Annotated in this window: 14 protein-coding genes; 8 read left to right on the top strand and 6 right to left on the bottom strand. The window is 62.0% G+C overall.

Annotated features, from left to right (window positions below; all coding sequences use genetic code 11):
- Positions 1–2: 2 nt before the first annotated feature.
- From HBO05_RS19205 to HBO05_RS19190, 4 genes are all read left to right on the top strand, one after another.
- Positions 3–1,115 (top strand): uroporphyrinogen-III C-methyltransferase, encoded by a 1,113-nt coding sequence (locus tag HBO05_RS19205; RefSeq protein ID WP_169955376.1) that lies wholly within the window; start codon positions 3–5, stop codon positions 1,113–1,115.
- Positions 1,116–1,120: 5 nt separating this feature from the next.
- Positions 1,121–2,362 (top strand): heme biosynthesis protein HemY, encoded by a 1,242-nt coding sequence (locus tag HBO05_RS19200; RefSeq protein ID WP_172313731.1) that lies wholly within the window; start codon positions 1,121–1,123, stop codon positions 2,360–2,362.
- Positions 2,363–2,598: 236 nt separating this feature from the next.
- Positions 2,599–3,120 (top strand): disulfide bond formation protein B, encoded by a 522-nt coding sequence (locus HBO05_RS19195; RefSeq protein ID WP_169955374.1) that lies wholly within the window; start codon positions 2,599–2,601, stop codon positions 3,118–3,120.
- Between the two features lie 204 nt (positions 3,121–3,324).
- The gene (locus HBO05_RS19190) at positions 3,325–3,783 is read left to right on the top strand and encodes an Rsd/AlgQ family anti-sigma factor (protein ID WP_070994033.1); all 459 of its coding nucleotides are present in this window, start codon (positions 3,325–3,327) and stop codon (positions 3,781–3,783) included.
- 55 nt (positions 3,784–3,838) lie between these two features.
- Here HBO05_RS19190 and HBO05_RS19185 read toward each other — a convergent pair whose 3' ends face one another.
- Positions 3,839–4,504 carry an FKBP-type peptidyl-prolyl cis-trans isomerase gene (locus HBO05_RS19185; RefSeq protein WP_170042087.1) on the bottom strand — a complete coding sequence of 222 codons (666 nt, stop codon included), beginning with the start codon at positions 4,502–4,504 and terminating at the stop codon, positions 3,839–3,841.
- Between the two features lie 192 nt (positions 4,505–4,696).
- On the opposite strand from HBO05_RS19185, the gene HBO05_RS19180 reads away from it, so the two are divergent.
- Positions 4,697–5,824, top strand: coding sequence for an AlgP family protein (locus HBO05_RS19180; RefSeq protein WP_172313729.1), 1,128 nt, complete (start codon positions 4,697–4,699; stop codon positions 5,822–5,824).
- Here the strand turns inward: HBO05_RS19180 and HBO05_RS19175 are convergent.
- Positions 5,821–6,285, bottom strand: a complete 465-nt coding sequence (locus HBO05_RS19175; protein WP_172313727.1) for a TIGR02444 family protein — start codon at positions 6,283–6,285, stop codon at positions 5,821–5,823. The two genes, HBO05_RS19180 and HBO05_RS19175, sit on opposite strands and share 4 nt — an antisense overlap.
- 50 nt (positions 6,286–6,335) lie before the next feature.
- Here HBO05_RS19175 and HBO05_RS19170 point away from each other — a divergent pair, with 50 nt between their 5' ends.
- The 3 genes from HBO05_RS19170 (at position 6,336) to HBO05_RS19160 (ending at position 9,518) form a co-directional block, all read left to right on the top strand.
- Positions 6,336–8,246, top strand: coding sequence for an ATP-binding cassette domain-containing protein (locus tag HBO05_RS19170; RefSeq protein WP_169955042.1), 1,911 nt, complete (start codon positions 6,336–6,338; stop codon positions 8,244–8,246).
- Positions 8,246–8,815, top strand: a complete 570-nt coding sequence (locus HBO05_RS19165) for a mechanosensitive ion channel family protein (protein ID WP_057440468.1) — start codon at positions 8,246–8,248, stop codon at positions 8,813–8,815. The genes HBO05_RS19170 and HBO05_RS19165 overlap by 1 nt, the downstream gene beginning before the upstream one ends.
- Before the next feature lie 70 nt (positions 8,816–8,885).
- Positions 8,886–9,518 carry a LysE family transporter gene (locus HBO05_RS19160; protein ID WP_169955041.1) on the top strand — a complete coding sequence of 211 codons (633 nt, stop codon included), beginning with the start codon at positions 8,886–8,888 and terminating at the stop codon, positions 9,516–9,518.
- A 122-nt stretch (positions 9,519–9,640) separates the two neighbouring features.
- On the opposite strand, the gene HBO05_RS19155 is transcribed toward HBO05_RS19160, so the two are convergent.
- The 4 genes from HBO05_RS19155 to HBO05_RS19140 are packed head-to-tail and all read right to left on the bottom strand — an operon-like array spanning position 9,641 to position 12,784.
- Complete coding sequence (locus HBO05_RS19155) at positions 9,641–10,381, bottom strand: penicillin-binding protein activator LpoB (RefSeq protein ID WP_170057551.1); 741 nt, start codon at positions 10,379–10,381, stop codon at positions 9,641–9,643.
- 3 nt (positions 10,382–10,384) lie between these two features.
- Positions 10,385–10,972 carry a penicillin-binding protein activator LpoB gene (lpoB, locus tag HBO05_RS19150; RefSeq protein WP_169955039.1) on the bottom strand — a complete coding sequence of 196 codons (588 nt, stop codon included), beginning with the start codon at positions 10,970–10,972 and terminating at the stop codon, positions 10,385–10,387.
- Positions 10,973–11,007: 35 nt separating this feature from the next.
- Positions 11,008–11,376: a YcfL family protein gene (locus tag HBO05_RS19145; protein ID WP_169955038.1), complete on the bottom strand. Its 369-nt coding sequence runs from the start codon at positions 11,374–11,376 to the stop codon at positions 11,008–11,010.
- Positions 11,377–11,386: 10 nt separating this feature from the next.
- Entirely contained in the window at positions 11,387–12,784 is a 1,398-nt protein-coding gene (locus HBO05_RS19140) for a hypothetical protein (protein WP_170057552.1), read from the bottom strand.
- Positions 12,785–12,846: the final 62 nt, after the last annotated feature.

The raw sequence follows: 12,846 nt of genomic DNA, 5'->3' as shown, positions 1-12,846 counted from the left end.
ACGTGAGCGAAACAGCCTTGCCTAAAGATGAAGCTCAGCCCGCGCTCGATGCGCCTGTTGAGACCCCGATCACTGCGCCTCGCCGTGGCAATGGCCTGGCGATCCTCGCTCTGCTGCTTGGTGCCGCCGGTGTTGCGGCTGGCGGCTGGGGGCTCTGGCAGGTCCGGGCCTTGCAAGCGAGCAGCCAGCAACAGTTGGGGCAGGTGCGCACCCTGGATGAACAATCCCAGGGCATCGCGCAGGCGCAACAGCAGTTGGCCGCACGTCTGGCACAATTGCCCGGTGCTGATGAGCTGGAGGAACGCCGCCGGTTGGTCGCGCAATTACAGGGCGACCAGCAGCGCCTGAACCAGCGTCTGGAAACCGTGCTGGGTGCCAGCCGCAAGGACTGGCGCCTGGCCGAGGCCGAGCATCTGCTGCGCCTGGCCAGCCTGCGTTTGTCAGCGTTGCAGGACATCAACAGTGCCCAGGCGTTGGTGCAGGGCGCCGATGAGATCCTGCGCGAGCAGAGCGATCCGGGTTCGTACGCCGCCCGTGAGCAATTGGCCAAGAGCCTGGCGGCGTTGCGCAGTGTCGAGCAGCCGGATCGTACCGGGCTGTACCTGCAGCTGGCGGCGCTGCGTGACCAGGTGGTGCAACTGGCGGCCGTGTCCCCGGAATATCAGCTGCAAGAAAGCCCGCAAGGCCTTGCGACTACCGACACTGACAATCGCTGGAGCCAATGGTGGGAGCAGATTTCCCGCTACTTCCGTATCGACTTCAATCCCGACGATAACATCCGCCCGTTGCTGGCAGGCCAAGGCCTGAACCAGGTGCGCCTGGCCCTGAGCCTGGCGCTGGAGCAGGCGCAATGGGCCGCACTCAATGGCGAGCCGGCGGTATACGCCCGAGCGCTGGGCGAGGCGCGCAGCGTGTTGCAGGGCAACTTCAACCAGGACAATCCGCAAAGCCAGGCCATGCTGGCGCGTATCACCGAGCTTGAGCCCAAGGCCGTCTCGGTGGTGACCCCGGACCTCGCCGCGAGTTTGTCTGCGGTGCAGGCTTACCTTGAACGCCGCCACCTGTCTGCCGATGAAGCCAAGGCTTCAGCCGGTAAGCCGGCGACCCAGGAGTAAAGCCGATGAAGCGTTTTTATGTGATCCTGGTGCTGGCGATTGCTCTCGCCCTGGCGCTGGCTGTGGGCATCTCGAAACACACCGGCTATGTGCTGATCAGCTACCCCCATGTGCTGCATTATGAGTCCGGCCTGTGGTCGACCCTGGTGGCGGTGTTTGTCGTCGGCCTGGCGATCTATCTGCTGCGGGTACTGCTGGGCCTGGTGACGACTTCCGGTGGCGTGGTCAACCCGTGGTCGCGGCGCAATCGCAGTCGACGGGTGCAAGTCGCTATTGAACAAGGGCAGATGGACCTGGCGGAAGGCCGCTGGGCCAGTGCCGAGCGGCACCTGCACCGCGCGGCGGAAGCCGAACGCCAGCCATTGCTGTATTACCTTGGCGCTGCCCGGGCGGCCAACGAGCAGGGCCGTTATGAAGAGTCCGACAGCCTGCTGGAGCGCGCCCTGGAGCGTCAGCCCCAGGCCGAGCTCGCCATCGCCTTGAGCCACGCGCAGTTGCAGATGGACCGTGGCGACACGGATGCGGCCCTCGTGACGCTGCAGGCCATGCATGAGCGCCATCCGCACAACGCCCAGGTCTTGCGCCAGCTCCAGCGCTTGCACCAGCAGCGCGGTGACTGGTCCTCGGTGATCCGGCTGTTACCGGAGCTGCGCAAGGACAAAGTGCTGCCCGCCCCCGAGCTGGCGGATCTGGAGCGCCGGGCCTGGGGTGAAAACCTGAGCCTGGCGGTACAGCGTGAAGAACAGGGCGAGGCGGGTCTGCAATCTCTTGAACGGGCCTGGCAACAATTGACCTCGGCCCAGCGCCAGGAGCCCCAGTTGGTGTTGGCCTATGCCGAGCAATTGCGCCAATTGGGCGCCGATGCCAAGGCCGAAGAGGCGTTGCGTGTTGCGCTCAAGCGTGGTTACGACAGTCACTTGATCAGGTTGTATGGCCTGCTGCGCGGTAGCGACTCGGCACGCCAGCTGAAATTCGCCGAAGGTTGGCTCAAGGACCATCCGGGGGACGCCAGCCTGTTGCTGACGCTGGGCCGGCTCTGCCTGCAAAACAGTCTTTGGGGCAAGGCGCGGGACTATCTGGAAAGCAGCCTGCAAGTGCAACGTAACCCCGAGGCCTGCGCCGAATTGGCGCGATTGCTGGCGCAGTTGGGTGACACCGAGCGCAGTAATCAACTGTTCCAGGAAGGCCTGGGGTTGTTGGATAGTCGCCTGCTGGCTTCGCCGCTACCGGTGCCTGCACGGGTTTAACGTAGGATGTTTTGAAGGGTTGGCTCGGAAGCATCTGGTAACCAGCCCTTCAAAATCCCTGGGTTTTCTCGATTTCAGGGGCTTGAGGTGGTTTCCCACACCGGGCCACGTAAAGTCGCCTGCCCTCTGACGGGATATCCCTGCTATCTCGCGGAAGCGTCTGCTCCAGCGCGTATTGAAAGGGGTAAGGTCTTTCCTCTACCGTAACTACCTATCTCTTGCGTTGCGGATAAACAATGTCTTTGGCCCCCTCACGCTCCTTGTTCTTCCTGGCGTTCATGGCCGGTGTGCTGACGTTGGGCGCGTCTTTTTATCTGGAATACGGGGCTCTGCTGCGACCTTGTTTCCTGTGCCTGATCCAGCGCAGCCTGCTGGCGGTGTTCACCTTGATTACCCTGATAGCAACGCTCCATGGCCCCAGGCGCGTGGGCATTTACCTGTACTGGGCGGCGAGCATGGGTTGTGCGCTGCTCGGCGCAGTGACAGCGGTGCGCCAGGTGCTGTTGCAGAACATCCCGCCTGACCAGATGCCCAACTGCTGGCCGAGCCTGGAATACATGATCGAAAACCTGTCGCTGGGGCAAGCCTTGCAACTGGCATTCAAGGGCACCGTCGATTGTGTGGAAATCAACTGGACGCTGTTCGACTTGAGCATCCCGGAGTGGAGCCTGCTGTTCTTCGTGGCCATGCTCATCCTGGGGGCAACGCAGTTTTCGCGTTTGTTGCCCGGCCCGGGTTTGCGGTTCGTGAAGCACTGATTGGGTGTGTTGGCTCGTAGGATGGGATTAAACACTTGTATGAACTTTCTGGTCTGCGTACCTTGAAGCCATAGTCACGCGGGCATAATCTGGCCCGCACGCGTTATTGAAACAGTTTGTTCGATGCGGCGTTGTCCGCTTGCCGCTTATCCTCGACGTATTGCGCGGGCAAAAGCGGCACCGCCCATAAGGGAAGAGATCATCATGTTGGAAAGTTGTCAGAATGCTCAGGAACGCTGGGGTGGTGTGCATAAGCTGATCGACAGCTGGTTGAAAGCACGTCACGAATTGGTTCGGGCCTTTGATGCTCTTGGTGAGAAACCCGAGGCTCTGGCTGAGAACCGCAAGCCTCTGCAGGAGTTCTGTGGTGTCTTGGTGGACTACGTCTCGGCAGGGCACTTCGGGGTGTATGAGCAACTGACCAAGGAGGCCGAGGCCTTTGACGACCAGCGTGGCCTGGACTTGGCCAAGACCATTTACCCGCGCATCGACGTCATCACCGAAAAGCTCCTGGCTTTTAACGACCTCTGCGACAAGGGTGAGTGCGTTGCCGCAAAATTCAAAGAGCTGGGCGGCTTGCTCCATGAGCGTTTCGAGCTGGAAGACTGCCTGATCGAAGTGCTGCACAACGCCCACAAGGAAGAGCCTGCAACCCAGGCTTGAGCCTTCGCGGCGAGACAAGAAAACGGTGCGCATGGCGCACCGTTTTTCGTTGGGGTCAGGCTCCGGTTGCGAGCAACTCAATCTCGAAAACCAGTGGCGTGTAAGGTGCTATCAACTCACCTGCGCCGTCTGCGCCATAGGCTTGTGCCGATGGAATCACCAGGCGCCACTTCGCGCCCACCGGCATCTGCTGCAACGCGCTTTGCCAGCCGTTGATCACACTGTCCAGGCGAAACCATTGGGGCTGGGCACTCTGGTCGAAAATTGTGCCATCGGGCAATCGCCCCACATACGTCACTTGAACCCGATCATGGGCGCCCGGCTTTTTCCCGCTGCCGGGGGTAAGTTCCGTGAGCAAGATACCGTCGGCCAATTCACGCACGCCGGTCCGGGCTTTTTCCGTGGTCATGAATTGTTGTTCGGCGGCGAGGGCCTTTTCGCTTTGCGGCACTTGGGTCTCGTGGCTGGCCTGCGCTTCGTGCTGGGCGAGAATCTGTGCGATGCGTGCCTCATCCAGTGCCAGGGGCTTGCCTTGATAGGCTTGTTTGAGACCGTCGAGCAAGGCCTGGATCTGCAGGTCGGGGACTTCCTGGCGCAGACGCTCACCCAGGCTGGCGCCCAGGCTGTAGGCCAGGTCGTGGCTGTCTTTGGACGCCGCCGGTTCAGTTGCATTGGCCACTGAAATCGACAAACCCAGGATGAAAAAAAGGTAACGCGACATGGGTATTCTCCAGCCGAAAGTACGGTGGATTATGCCAGTGTGAGGGGGTAAAGAATGGAGTCGTTTTTCGTTATATCGATAAGAATTTTTGTGCGGTGCAACGCAACGCATTCGATACTGTCAACATGCCCTAGCGGCGGTAAGAGCAGAGGGCTAGTATGAGCCGCACCCACGTCAGCCAGGAGGTAAACCATGTCGGCCAAACAGAAGCCTGTTAATACCCCGTTGCACTTGCTCCAACAACTCTCGGGCAGCCTGCTCGAACATTTGGAAAGTGCTTGCTCCCAAGCCTTGGCTGATGCAGAAAAATTGCTCGCCAAGCTGGAAAAGCAACGCGGCAAGGCGCAAGAAAAACTGCATAAATCCCGTACCAAACTGCAAGACGCCGCAACCGCCGGCAAAGCCAAGGCGCAAACCAAAGCCAAGGGCGCCGTGAAAGAACTTGAGGACTTGCTCGATGCCCTCAAGGATCGTCAATCCGAAACCCGCACCTACATCCTTCAACTCAAGCGCGATGCCCAAGAGAGCCTGAAATTGGCGCAGGGTGTTGGTCGTGTGAAAGAAGCGGTGGCCAAAGTGCTGAGCACTCGTACACCGGCCAAGGCCGTTGCGGCCAAGGCGCCGGCCAAAGTTGCGGTCAAGCCTGCTGCTAAAAAAGCGCCTGCGAAACCAGCTGCCAAGCCAGTTGCCAAAACCGCTGCTGCGAAACCAGCCGCTAAACCAGCTGCCAAAACCGCTGCTGCGAAACCAGCCGCTAAACCAGCTGCCAAAACCGCTGCTGCGAAACCAGCCGCTAAACCAGCTGCCAAAACTGCTGCTGCGAAACCAGCCGCTAAGCCAGCTGCCAAAACTGCTGCTGCGAAACCAGCCGCCAAGCCAGCTGCCAAAACCGCTGCTGCGAAACCAGCCGCCAAGCCAACTGCCAAACCTGCTGCTGCGAAACCAGCCGCTAAGCCAGTTGCCAAAACTGCTGCTGCAAAGCCTGCCGCTAAACCAACTGCCAAAACTGCTGCTGCGAAACCAGCCGCCAAGCCAGCTGCCAAAACTGCTGCTGCAAAGCCGGCCGCTAAGCCAGCTACTAAAACTGCTGCCGCAAAACCAGCCGCCAAGCCAGCTGCCAAACCTGCTGCCGCAAAACCAGCCGCTAAGCCAGCTGCCAAACCTGCTGCTGCCAAGCCTGCTGCTGCAAAGCCAGCCGCCAAACCAGCTCCAGCAGCCGCCCAGCCTGCTACCCCTGCCGCTCCAGCCGCTACCACCGCACCGGCCAGCAACACGCCTGCCCCGGCAGCACCCGTCACCACCCCAACCAGCGCTTCCTAAGTGCCGGTGGCCGCGGCGCGCAGCTGATGCAGCGCGTCGTGGTCGAGGTTGGCGGCTTCGGTCACCAGTCCTTCAAGCCATGTTTGATCCGTGGCTCGTTCCCCTGTTGGCCAACCCTTCGCCAGTGCCTCCAGGCGTAACAGCAACTGCCGTTCGGCTTCCAGCTCCAGGGCCTTGACCCGCTCGCGCAAAGCTCCCAGTTCCACATCCTGCTGCGCCATAGCGCGCCATTGCGTGCGCACCATGCGCAAGGGCTGTACGACATCTGCCTGCCAGGGGTCGGCAATTTCCCGTAGTGCCAGCACACGCGCAGGTTCGGGTGCGACGCCACGCTGTTCCAGCCACAGCCCGCACAACAACAGACACACATCCGCCCCTTGTTCCTGCAAGCGCAGGCAGGCATCTTCAGCGCCCGCACGGGCGTAGGTCGAGAGGGCAAAGCTCCACAGGTCAGCGCACATGTTCACACCCAAGCCAGCGGTCAACGAAGCTGGTAGACTCCGCCGCCATTATGATCCGACTTCAAAGCCTAACATTACAGCGTGGCCCGCAACGTCTTCTTGAAGACGCCGAGCTGACCCTGCACGCCGGTCACAAAGCCGGCCTGATCGGTGCCAATGGCGCCGGCAAATCCACGTTGTTTGCCCTGTTGCTCGGTGAGCTGACCCCGGATTCCGGGGATTGCCTGCTGCCGGCCGACTGGCGTATCGCCCATATGCGCCAGGAGATCGACACCCTGGACCGCATCGCGATCGACTACGTGCTCGATGGCGACCTGCGCCTGCGCCAGGTGCAACACGACCTGGCCGAGGCCGAGAAAGCCCAGGACGGTGCCGCCCAGGCCCGCCTGCACTCGGAACTCGACAGCGCCGACGGCTACACCGCGGACGCCCGCGCGCGCAAAATGCTCGCCGGCCTTGGGTTCACCAACGAACAGATGGATCGCCCGGTCGCCGACTTTTCCGGTGGCTGGCGCATGCGCCTGAACCTGGCCCAGGCGCTGATGTGCCCCTCGGACCTGTTGCTGCTCGATGAGCCGACCAACCACTTGGATCTCGATGCGATCCTGTGGCTGGAGGATTTCCTCAAGAGCTACCCCGGCACCTTGTTGCTGATTTCCCACGACCGGGATTTCCTCGACGCCGTGGTCGACAACATCGCCCATGTCGAGCAAAAGAAAATCACCCTCTATCGCGGCGGCTACACCGCGTTCGAGCGGGCCCGTGCCGAACGCCTGGCCCAGCAGCAACAGGCTTTCGAGAAGCAGCAGGCGCAGCGTGCGCACATGGAAAGCTACATCGCCCGGTTCAAGGCCCAGGCCACCAAGGCCCGCCAGGCCCAGAGCCGGATCAAGGCCCTGGAGCGCATGGAAGAACTGTCGGCGGCCCACGTCGATTCGCCGTTCGACTTTGTGTTCCGCGAGTCGCTGAAAATCTCCAGCCCCTTGCTCGATCTCTCGGATGCACGCCTGGGTTATGGCGACAAAACCATCCTGGAGAAGGTCAAGCTGCAGCTCACCCCGGGTGCGCGCATCGGTTTGCTCGGCCCCAACGGCGCGGGCAAATCGACGCTGATCAAGAACCTGTCAGGCGAGCTGCAACCCCTGGCCGGGCGCCTGACCCGTGGCGAGAACCTGGTGGTGGGCTACTTCGCCCAGCATCAACTGGACTCCCTCGACTCCAAGGCCAGCCCGCTGTTGCACTTGCAGCGCCTGGCGCCAACGGAGCGCGAACAGACCCTGCGTGACTTCCTCGGTGGCTTCGACTTCCGTGGCGCACGCATCGATGAGCCGGTGCTGAATTTCTCCGGCGGCGAAAAAGCCCGCCTGGCCCTGGCCCTGATCGCCTGGGACCGGCCAAACCTGCTGCTGCTCGACGAACCGACCAACCACCTGGACCTGGAAATGCGCCTGGCGCTGACCATGGCCTTGCAGGAGTTCAGCGGGGCTGTACTGGTGGTGTCTCACGACCGCCACTTACTCAAGAGCACCACCGACAATTTCCTGCTGGTGGCCGATGGCAAGGTGGAAGAGTTCGACGGCGACCTGGACGACTACGCCCGTTGGCTGACTGACTATCGCCTGCGTAACGCGCCGGTCAGCAACACCCCGGTCAACCCGGACAAGACCGACAAGAAAGCCCAGCGCCAGGCCGCCGCTGCCCTGCGCCAGCAGTTGGCGCCGCACAAACGCGAAGCCGACAAGCTCGAAGCCGAGTTGGGCAAGGTCCACGAGCGCCTGGCCAAGATCGAAGCCAGCCTCGGCGACAGCGCGGTGTACGAAGCGGCCCGCAAGGATGAACTGCGCGACTTGCTGGCCGAACAGGCCAAGCTCAAGGTGCGTGAAGGGCAATTGGAGGAAACCTGGATGGAAGCCCTCGAATTGCTCGAAGGCCTGCAAGCGGAGCTGGAGGCGCTGTCCTGATGGAAGCCTTGCAACTGCCGCTGCCAGCGCAATGGATCGAACCGGTGTGGGTCGGCGTGCAAATCCTGCTGATCCTGCTGGCCGGCTACCTGGCCCAGCGCTTCGTCGCCAAGGGCCTGACGCGGCTGGGCGAGCGCTACCCGTTCCCGCCACAACTGCTGATGCCCCTGCGTGGTGGCCTGCGCTGGCTGATCATGGGCAGTGCACTGATCTTCGTCCTCGAACGCCTGGGCGTGTCGGCCACCGTGCTGTGGACTGCGCTGTCGGGTTTTGTGGCCGTGGCGGCGGTGGCGTTCTTTGCCATGTGGTCGGTGCTGTCCAACCTGCTCTGCGCGATCCTGATTTTTACCGTCGGCCCGTTTCGCCTGGGCGATGTGGTCGAGCTGGTGGACACCGTCGACAAGCCTGGCGTCAAAGGCCGGGTGATCGCGATCAACCTGCTTTACACCACGCTGATCGAAGTGGCCGAGGCGGGCACCGACAGCGCGGTGGTGCAAGTGCCCAACAGCCTGTTCTTCCAGCGTTCGGTACGCCGCTGGCGCGGTAGTGATATCAGCCCCTTGCCTTAAAATTCTCTAGCCAGCCCTCGGCCCTCGGAGTTAGCTTAGTGCTCACAACGAATTTGCTACGAGGTGTGTAATGGCGCTCGACACATGGCTGGCCTTTTTCCTGGCCAGCTGGATCATCAGTCTCTCCCCCGGCGCGGGCGCCATCGCCTCCATGTCCAGCGGCCTGCAATACGGTTTCCTGCGCGGTTACTGGAACGCCATCGGCCTGCAATTGGGCCTGGCGATGCAGATTGCCGTGGTGGCGGGCGGCCTGGGCGCCATTCTTGCGGCGTCTTCTACCGCGTTCTATGCGATCAAGTGGTTTGGCGTGGCGTACCTGGTGTACCTGGCCGTCAAGCAATGGCGCGCCTTGCCCATGGACATGAGCGATGACGCGGCCGTACGCCCGATCGGCAAGCCGATGGCGATGATGTTCCGTGGTTTCTTGGTCAATGCCAGCAACCCCAAGGCCCTGGTCTTCATGCTGGCGGTGCTGCCGCAGTTTGTGAACCCGCAGGCACCGCTGCTGATCCAGTACCTGATCCTCGGCGCGACCATGATCGGCGTGGATATGATCGTGATGGCCGGCTACACCGGGCTGGCGTCGAAGGTACTGCGCCTGTTGCGCACGCCCAAGCAGCAAAAACGCGTGAACCGTACGTTTGCCGGGCTGTTCGTGGGCGCGGCGGGTTTCCTCGCCAGCCTGCATCGCGCAACGGCCTGACTGAATAAACCCAATCAAAACTGTAGGAGCCGGCTTGCCGGCGATAGCGGTGTATCAGCCAGCATATATTGCACTGACCCATCGCTATCGCCGGCAAGCCGGCTCCTACATTGGTTTTGGGTTCAGCGCAGGATTTTCGGCGCTTCGTCCCTTGGCAGGTTATTGCGCAACGCAGGCTGGCCGGGCTCTTGATAGCCGCCGCCCAACTGCTCTTGTAGCTGGCGTGCCACGTCCTCACCCAGGGTTTTCGACACTTCCTTCACCACCCGTGGCCGGCTCAGGCTCACGCGCACGTCGCGACTGCTCACCAACTTGGTGTCCTGGCCTTCACCCATGGCGGTAAATGCCGAGGTGATCTCGTAGGTACGGGTGTTGATCAGGCTGAAGTCCGCCACGACCGCCAGCCCCAGTACCGCTGAATAACTGTTGGTGCGATCCAGGGCGTTGATGTCCTGGGTGAAGTCGATATCCGACAAGGTGCCAAACAACACATAGTCGGCGCCCTTGAAGTGGCCGGCCTTGATCCGCTTGATCACGTCGTACACATCGCCCTTGGCCTCGCTGGTGTAGGGCGTGCCCTGGACCAGTTGGAACTGGCGCGACTTGAGAATCTCGCCCTTGATATCGCCGCTGAATTTGCGCAGCTCGCTCTGTTCGATGTAGCTGTTGCGGCTCTCGAACTCGGTGTAGCTGGACGCACCGCTGGCGTTGTACGGGCTGGCCTGGAAGTTATTGCTGGCCGCGACGGCGTGGATGTATTGCTCCACCCGCGCCTCGTAGGCCAGGTCCGTGACCGCGATTTTCGGCGCCGCCCAGGCGCCAAAGCTGCACAGCAGGGCGATGATGCCGATCCATGGGCCCATGGCTTAGCGCTCCGTGGTCTTGCGGATTTCTTTTTCGTCCATCCATTCCGCCAGGCCGCTTTCGACGTCGACCAGTTGCAGGCTGAACTTGTAGAACACGTCCTTGTAGTCGGCGCTGCGCTTGACGATGGAGCTGATGGAACCTTCCAGGCGGTACTTGGCGGCGACCATGTTGCCGGTCTTGCTGACCGTGGACTTCTTGTACAGGCCGCTCTGGTTTTGCAGCTTGAGCTGGTCGACCTGGCTTTGCATATCGGTGTTGTCGCTGGCGAAGCGGGCGGTGCCGGTCTTCATCAACTGGGTCTTGATCGAGGTGGTGATCTCGCGGGTATCGATGTACTCGCTGGTCTTGTTCTTCACGTCATACACCTGCACCACCGGGCGGCCCTGGAGGATGCCGGACTGCGCCAGGGAGCGGGTCATGCTTTCAGCGATCATCTGCAGGTCGGTGGAGCCGAACTCGTTGGTCACCAGTTCCACGGCCTTGGTGTCGCCATAGCTGATGTTTTTGCCGCCGATGACCGGCGAGGTGTTGGCGCAGCCGCTGGCCAGGACGGCGATCACGGCGAGGAACGAAAAGCGTGCAAACATGGGAAGGTCTCTCGAAAACTGAATAGGGGCCAGGCTCAAGGCGTCTTGACTTCAAGGCGGAAGTCGGCGGCCTGGGGCAGGTTGGCGATGGCCGGCAGGAAGGTGGCCTGGTTGGCGTAGAGGTTCAGCACTTTCCAGGTTTCTTCGTCGCCCACCGGGAAGCCATCGGCGCCCAGCCAGGCGAAGCGGTAGTACATCATCTGATTGCTGCTGGTGATGTTGCTCAGTTGCACTTTGGCTGTCAGGAAGCCGTTTTCGCGGGCCACCCGAATGGCGCCGACGGCGATGCCCTTGAACTTGCCCATCACCACGACTTTGCTCGCGGCGCTGCCAGGTGCCGGCGGCGGGGTGGCGCAGCCGGCGAGGAAGATCAGCGCCAGGGCGCCGAGGATGAAATGACGCATAGCGTGCTCCTTAAGGTTGTTTGAGGCTGGCGACGGCCTGGGCCGGGTTGCTCGCGACCACATGGGCCGCCAGGCTGCTGGCGAAGACCTGGTTGCCGACCACCCGCAAGGTGATCACCTGGTGGCGTTGTTCGGCCTTGACCGTCACCAGGCTGCCGCCCAGGGCATTGGGCAGGCTCACCTGGTGCTCGCCACGCTTGAGGCGCAGGCGCGTGACCTGGGTGACGTCCGGCAGGGTGCGCCAGGTGCGGGTGTCGGCGCCCTCGGTGACGGCGGAGGCGATGCCCAGCACCAGGCCGGCCATTGGGTTGGTCTGGTTGAGGTTTTTTTGCGTCACGCCACGGCTGATGGCACGCACGGTCGTGCGCAGGATGATCCCCGGCATGTCGTCGCGCAGGGCGCGGCGTGACATCGCGGTCGTGCTGTTGAGGGCCGTGAGGTTCTGCTGCCGGCCATCGACGCCGATTTGCGCAAAGGTGGCCGTCGAAGTGTCTGGCTTGATCACCGGGAACGACAGCGGTGTGATCACCCAATGCCCGTCGATAGGAATCGGCAACGGCAGGCGGATCGAGTCGCGGGCCGGCGCCAGGCCGCTCTGGACCACGATCAGCACGTCGCTTTCGTCAGCCGCCACGGCAGAGGCGTCCAGATCGAGCAGGGCCTGTTCCAGCAGCGGTGTGTTGGGGCGCAGTTCGGCGGCCTTGCGATAGCCCGGCGCGGCCAGGTCTTTTTCACCCAGGGCTTCGTAGACGAAACCGGCCAGGTAATGGCTGAACGCGCTCTGGTAGCTGTTCTTCAGGCCCACCACGTCCGGCGCGTCGAGGCTTTCCACCGGGTAGCCACGCAAGTCCTTGAATTGGGTGGCTACGCCCTGGCGCTCGGCTTCGTTTTCGCGCTTGAGGTATTCCCTGTCCCGCAGCTCGGCGATCACCGCTTCGCGTTCGTGGGTTTTCTTGATTTCGGTGCGGGCGCCGTCGAAGTCGTTGACGGCCAGCAGGTTCAGCGCCATTTGGGTGGTGAGCATGACCTTTTCATAGTCATACCCTTCGTAGCGCCGCACCTTGTCATTGACCAGGAAACTGCCGAACTGCGCCAGATAGCGCTCGGTGTCGAACTTGACCGACTCCTCCCACTTGTACACCACCACGTCTGCGCGGTGCCAGGCCGCCTGGCTGCCGGCCAGGTCGCCCTTGGCGCGCAGCAACTCGCCTTTTTCGAAGTAGTAGAGAAGGTCTTTGTCTTCGCTGCTGTTGTTCTTTTCCAGCAGGGTCAGCGCGGCATCCACGTTGCCGCTGGCCAACTGCTGATTGGTGGCTTGCAGTTCAGTGTCGTAACTGCGGAACATCGAACAGCCCGACAGCAGCGTGACTGCCGCGAGGGCAAGGGAGGTAAAAGCGCGAGATGCCATTGAGGTGCTGCTTCCCTGAGCGTAATCGGCCGAAGGGGCTGGTCGGGTCGAAAAACCAATCG

It is taken from the genome of Pseudomonas sp. WS 5079 (genome assembly GCF_012985465.1).
GTDB lineage: Bacteria > Pseudomonadota > Gammaproteobacteria > Pseudomonadales > Pseudomonadaceae > Aquipseudomonas.
The sequence above is the reverse complement of the archived record's forward strand: the minus strand, read 5'-3'. Positions and strand labels throughout refer to the sequence as shown.

Coding starts and splice junctions, on each gene's coding strand:
- HBO05_RS19155 (WP_170057551.1), bottom strand. CDS start 10,381: ATGGGCCCATGGATCGGCATCATCGCCCTGCTGTGCAGCTTTGGCGCC.
- HBO05_RS19190 (WP_070994033.1), top strand. CDS start 3,325: ATGTTGGAAAGTTGTCAGAATGCTCAGGAACGCTGGGGTGGTGTGCAT.
- HBO05_RS19185 (WP_170042087.1), bottom strand. CDS start 4,504: ATGTCGCGTTACCTTTTTTTCATCCTGGGTTTGTCGATTTCAGTGGCC.
- lpoB (WP_169955039.1), bottom strand. CDS start 10,972: ATGTTTGCACGCTTTTCGTTCCTCGCCGTGATCGCCGTCCTGGCCAGC.
- HBO05_RS19180 (WP_172313729.1), top strand. CDS start 4,697: ATGTCGGCCAAACAGAAGCCTGTTAATACCCCGTTGCACTTGCTCCAA.
- HBO05_RS19140 (WP_170057552.1), bottom strand. CDS start 12,784: ATGGCATCTCGCGCTTTTACCTCCCTTGCCCTCGCGGCAGTCACGCTG.
- HBO05_RS19165 (WP_057440468.1), top strand. CDS start 8,246: ATGGAAGCCTTGCAACTGCCGCTGCCAGCGCAATGGATCGAACCGGTG.
- HBO05_RS19160 (WP_169955041.1), top strand. CDS start 8,886: ATGGCGCTCGACACATGGCTGGCCTTTTTCCTGGCCAGCTGGATCATC.
- HBO05_RS19170 (WP_169955042.1), top strand. CDS start 6,336: ATGATCCGACTTCAAAGCCTAACATTACAGCGTGGCCCGCAACGTCTT.
- HBO05_RS19195 (WP_169955374.1), top strand. CDS start 2,599: ATGTCTTTGGCCCCCTCACGCTCCTTGTTCTTCCTGGCGTTCATGGCC.
- HBO05_RS19145 (WP_169955038.1), bottom strand. CDS start 11,376: ATGCGTCATTTCATCCTCGGCGCCCTGGCGCTGATCTTCCTCGCCGGC.
- HBO05_RS19200 (WP_172313731.1), top strand. CDS start 1,121: ATGAAGCGTTTTTATGTGATCCTGGTGCTGGCGATTGCTCTCGCCCTG.
- HBO05_RS19175 (WP_172313727.1), bottom strand. CDS start 6,285: ATGTGCGCTGACCTGTGGAGCTTTGCCCTCTCGACCTACGCCCGTGCG.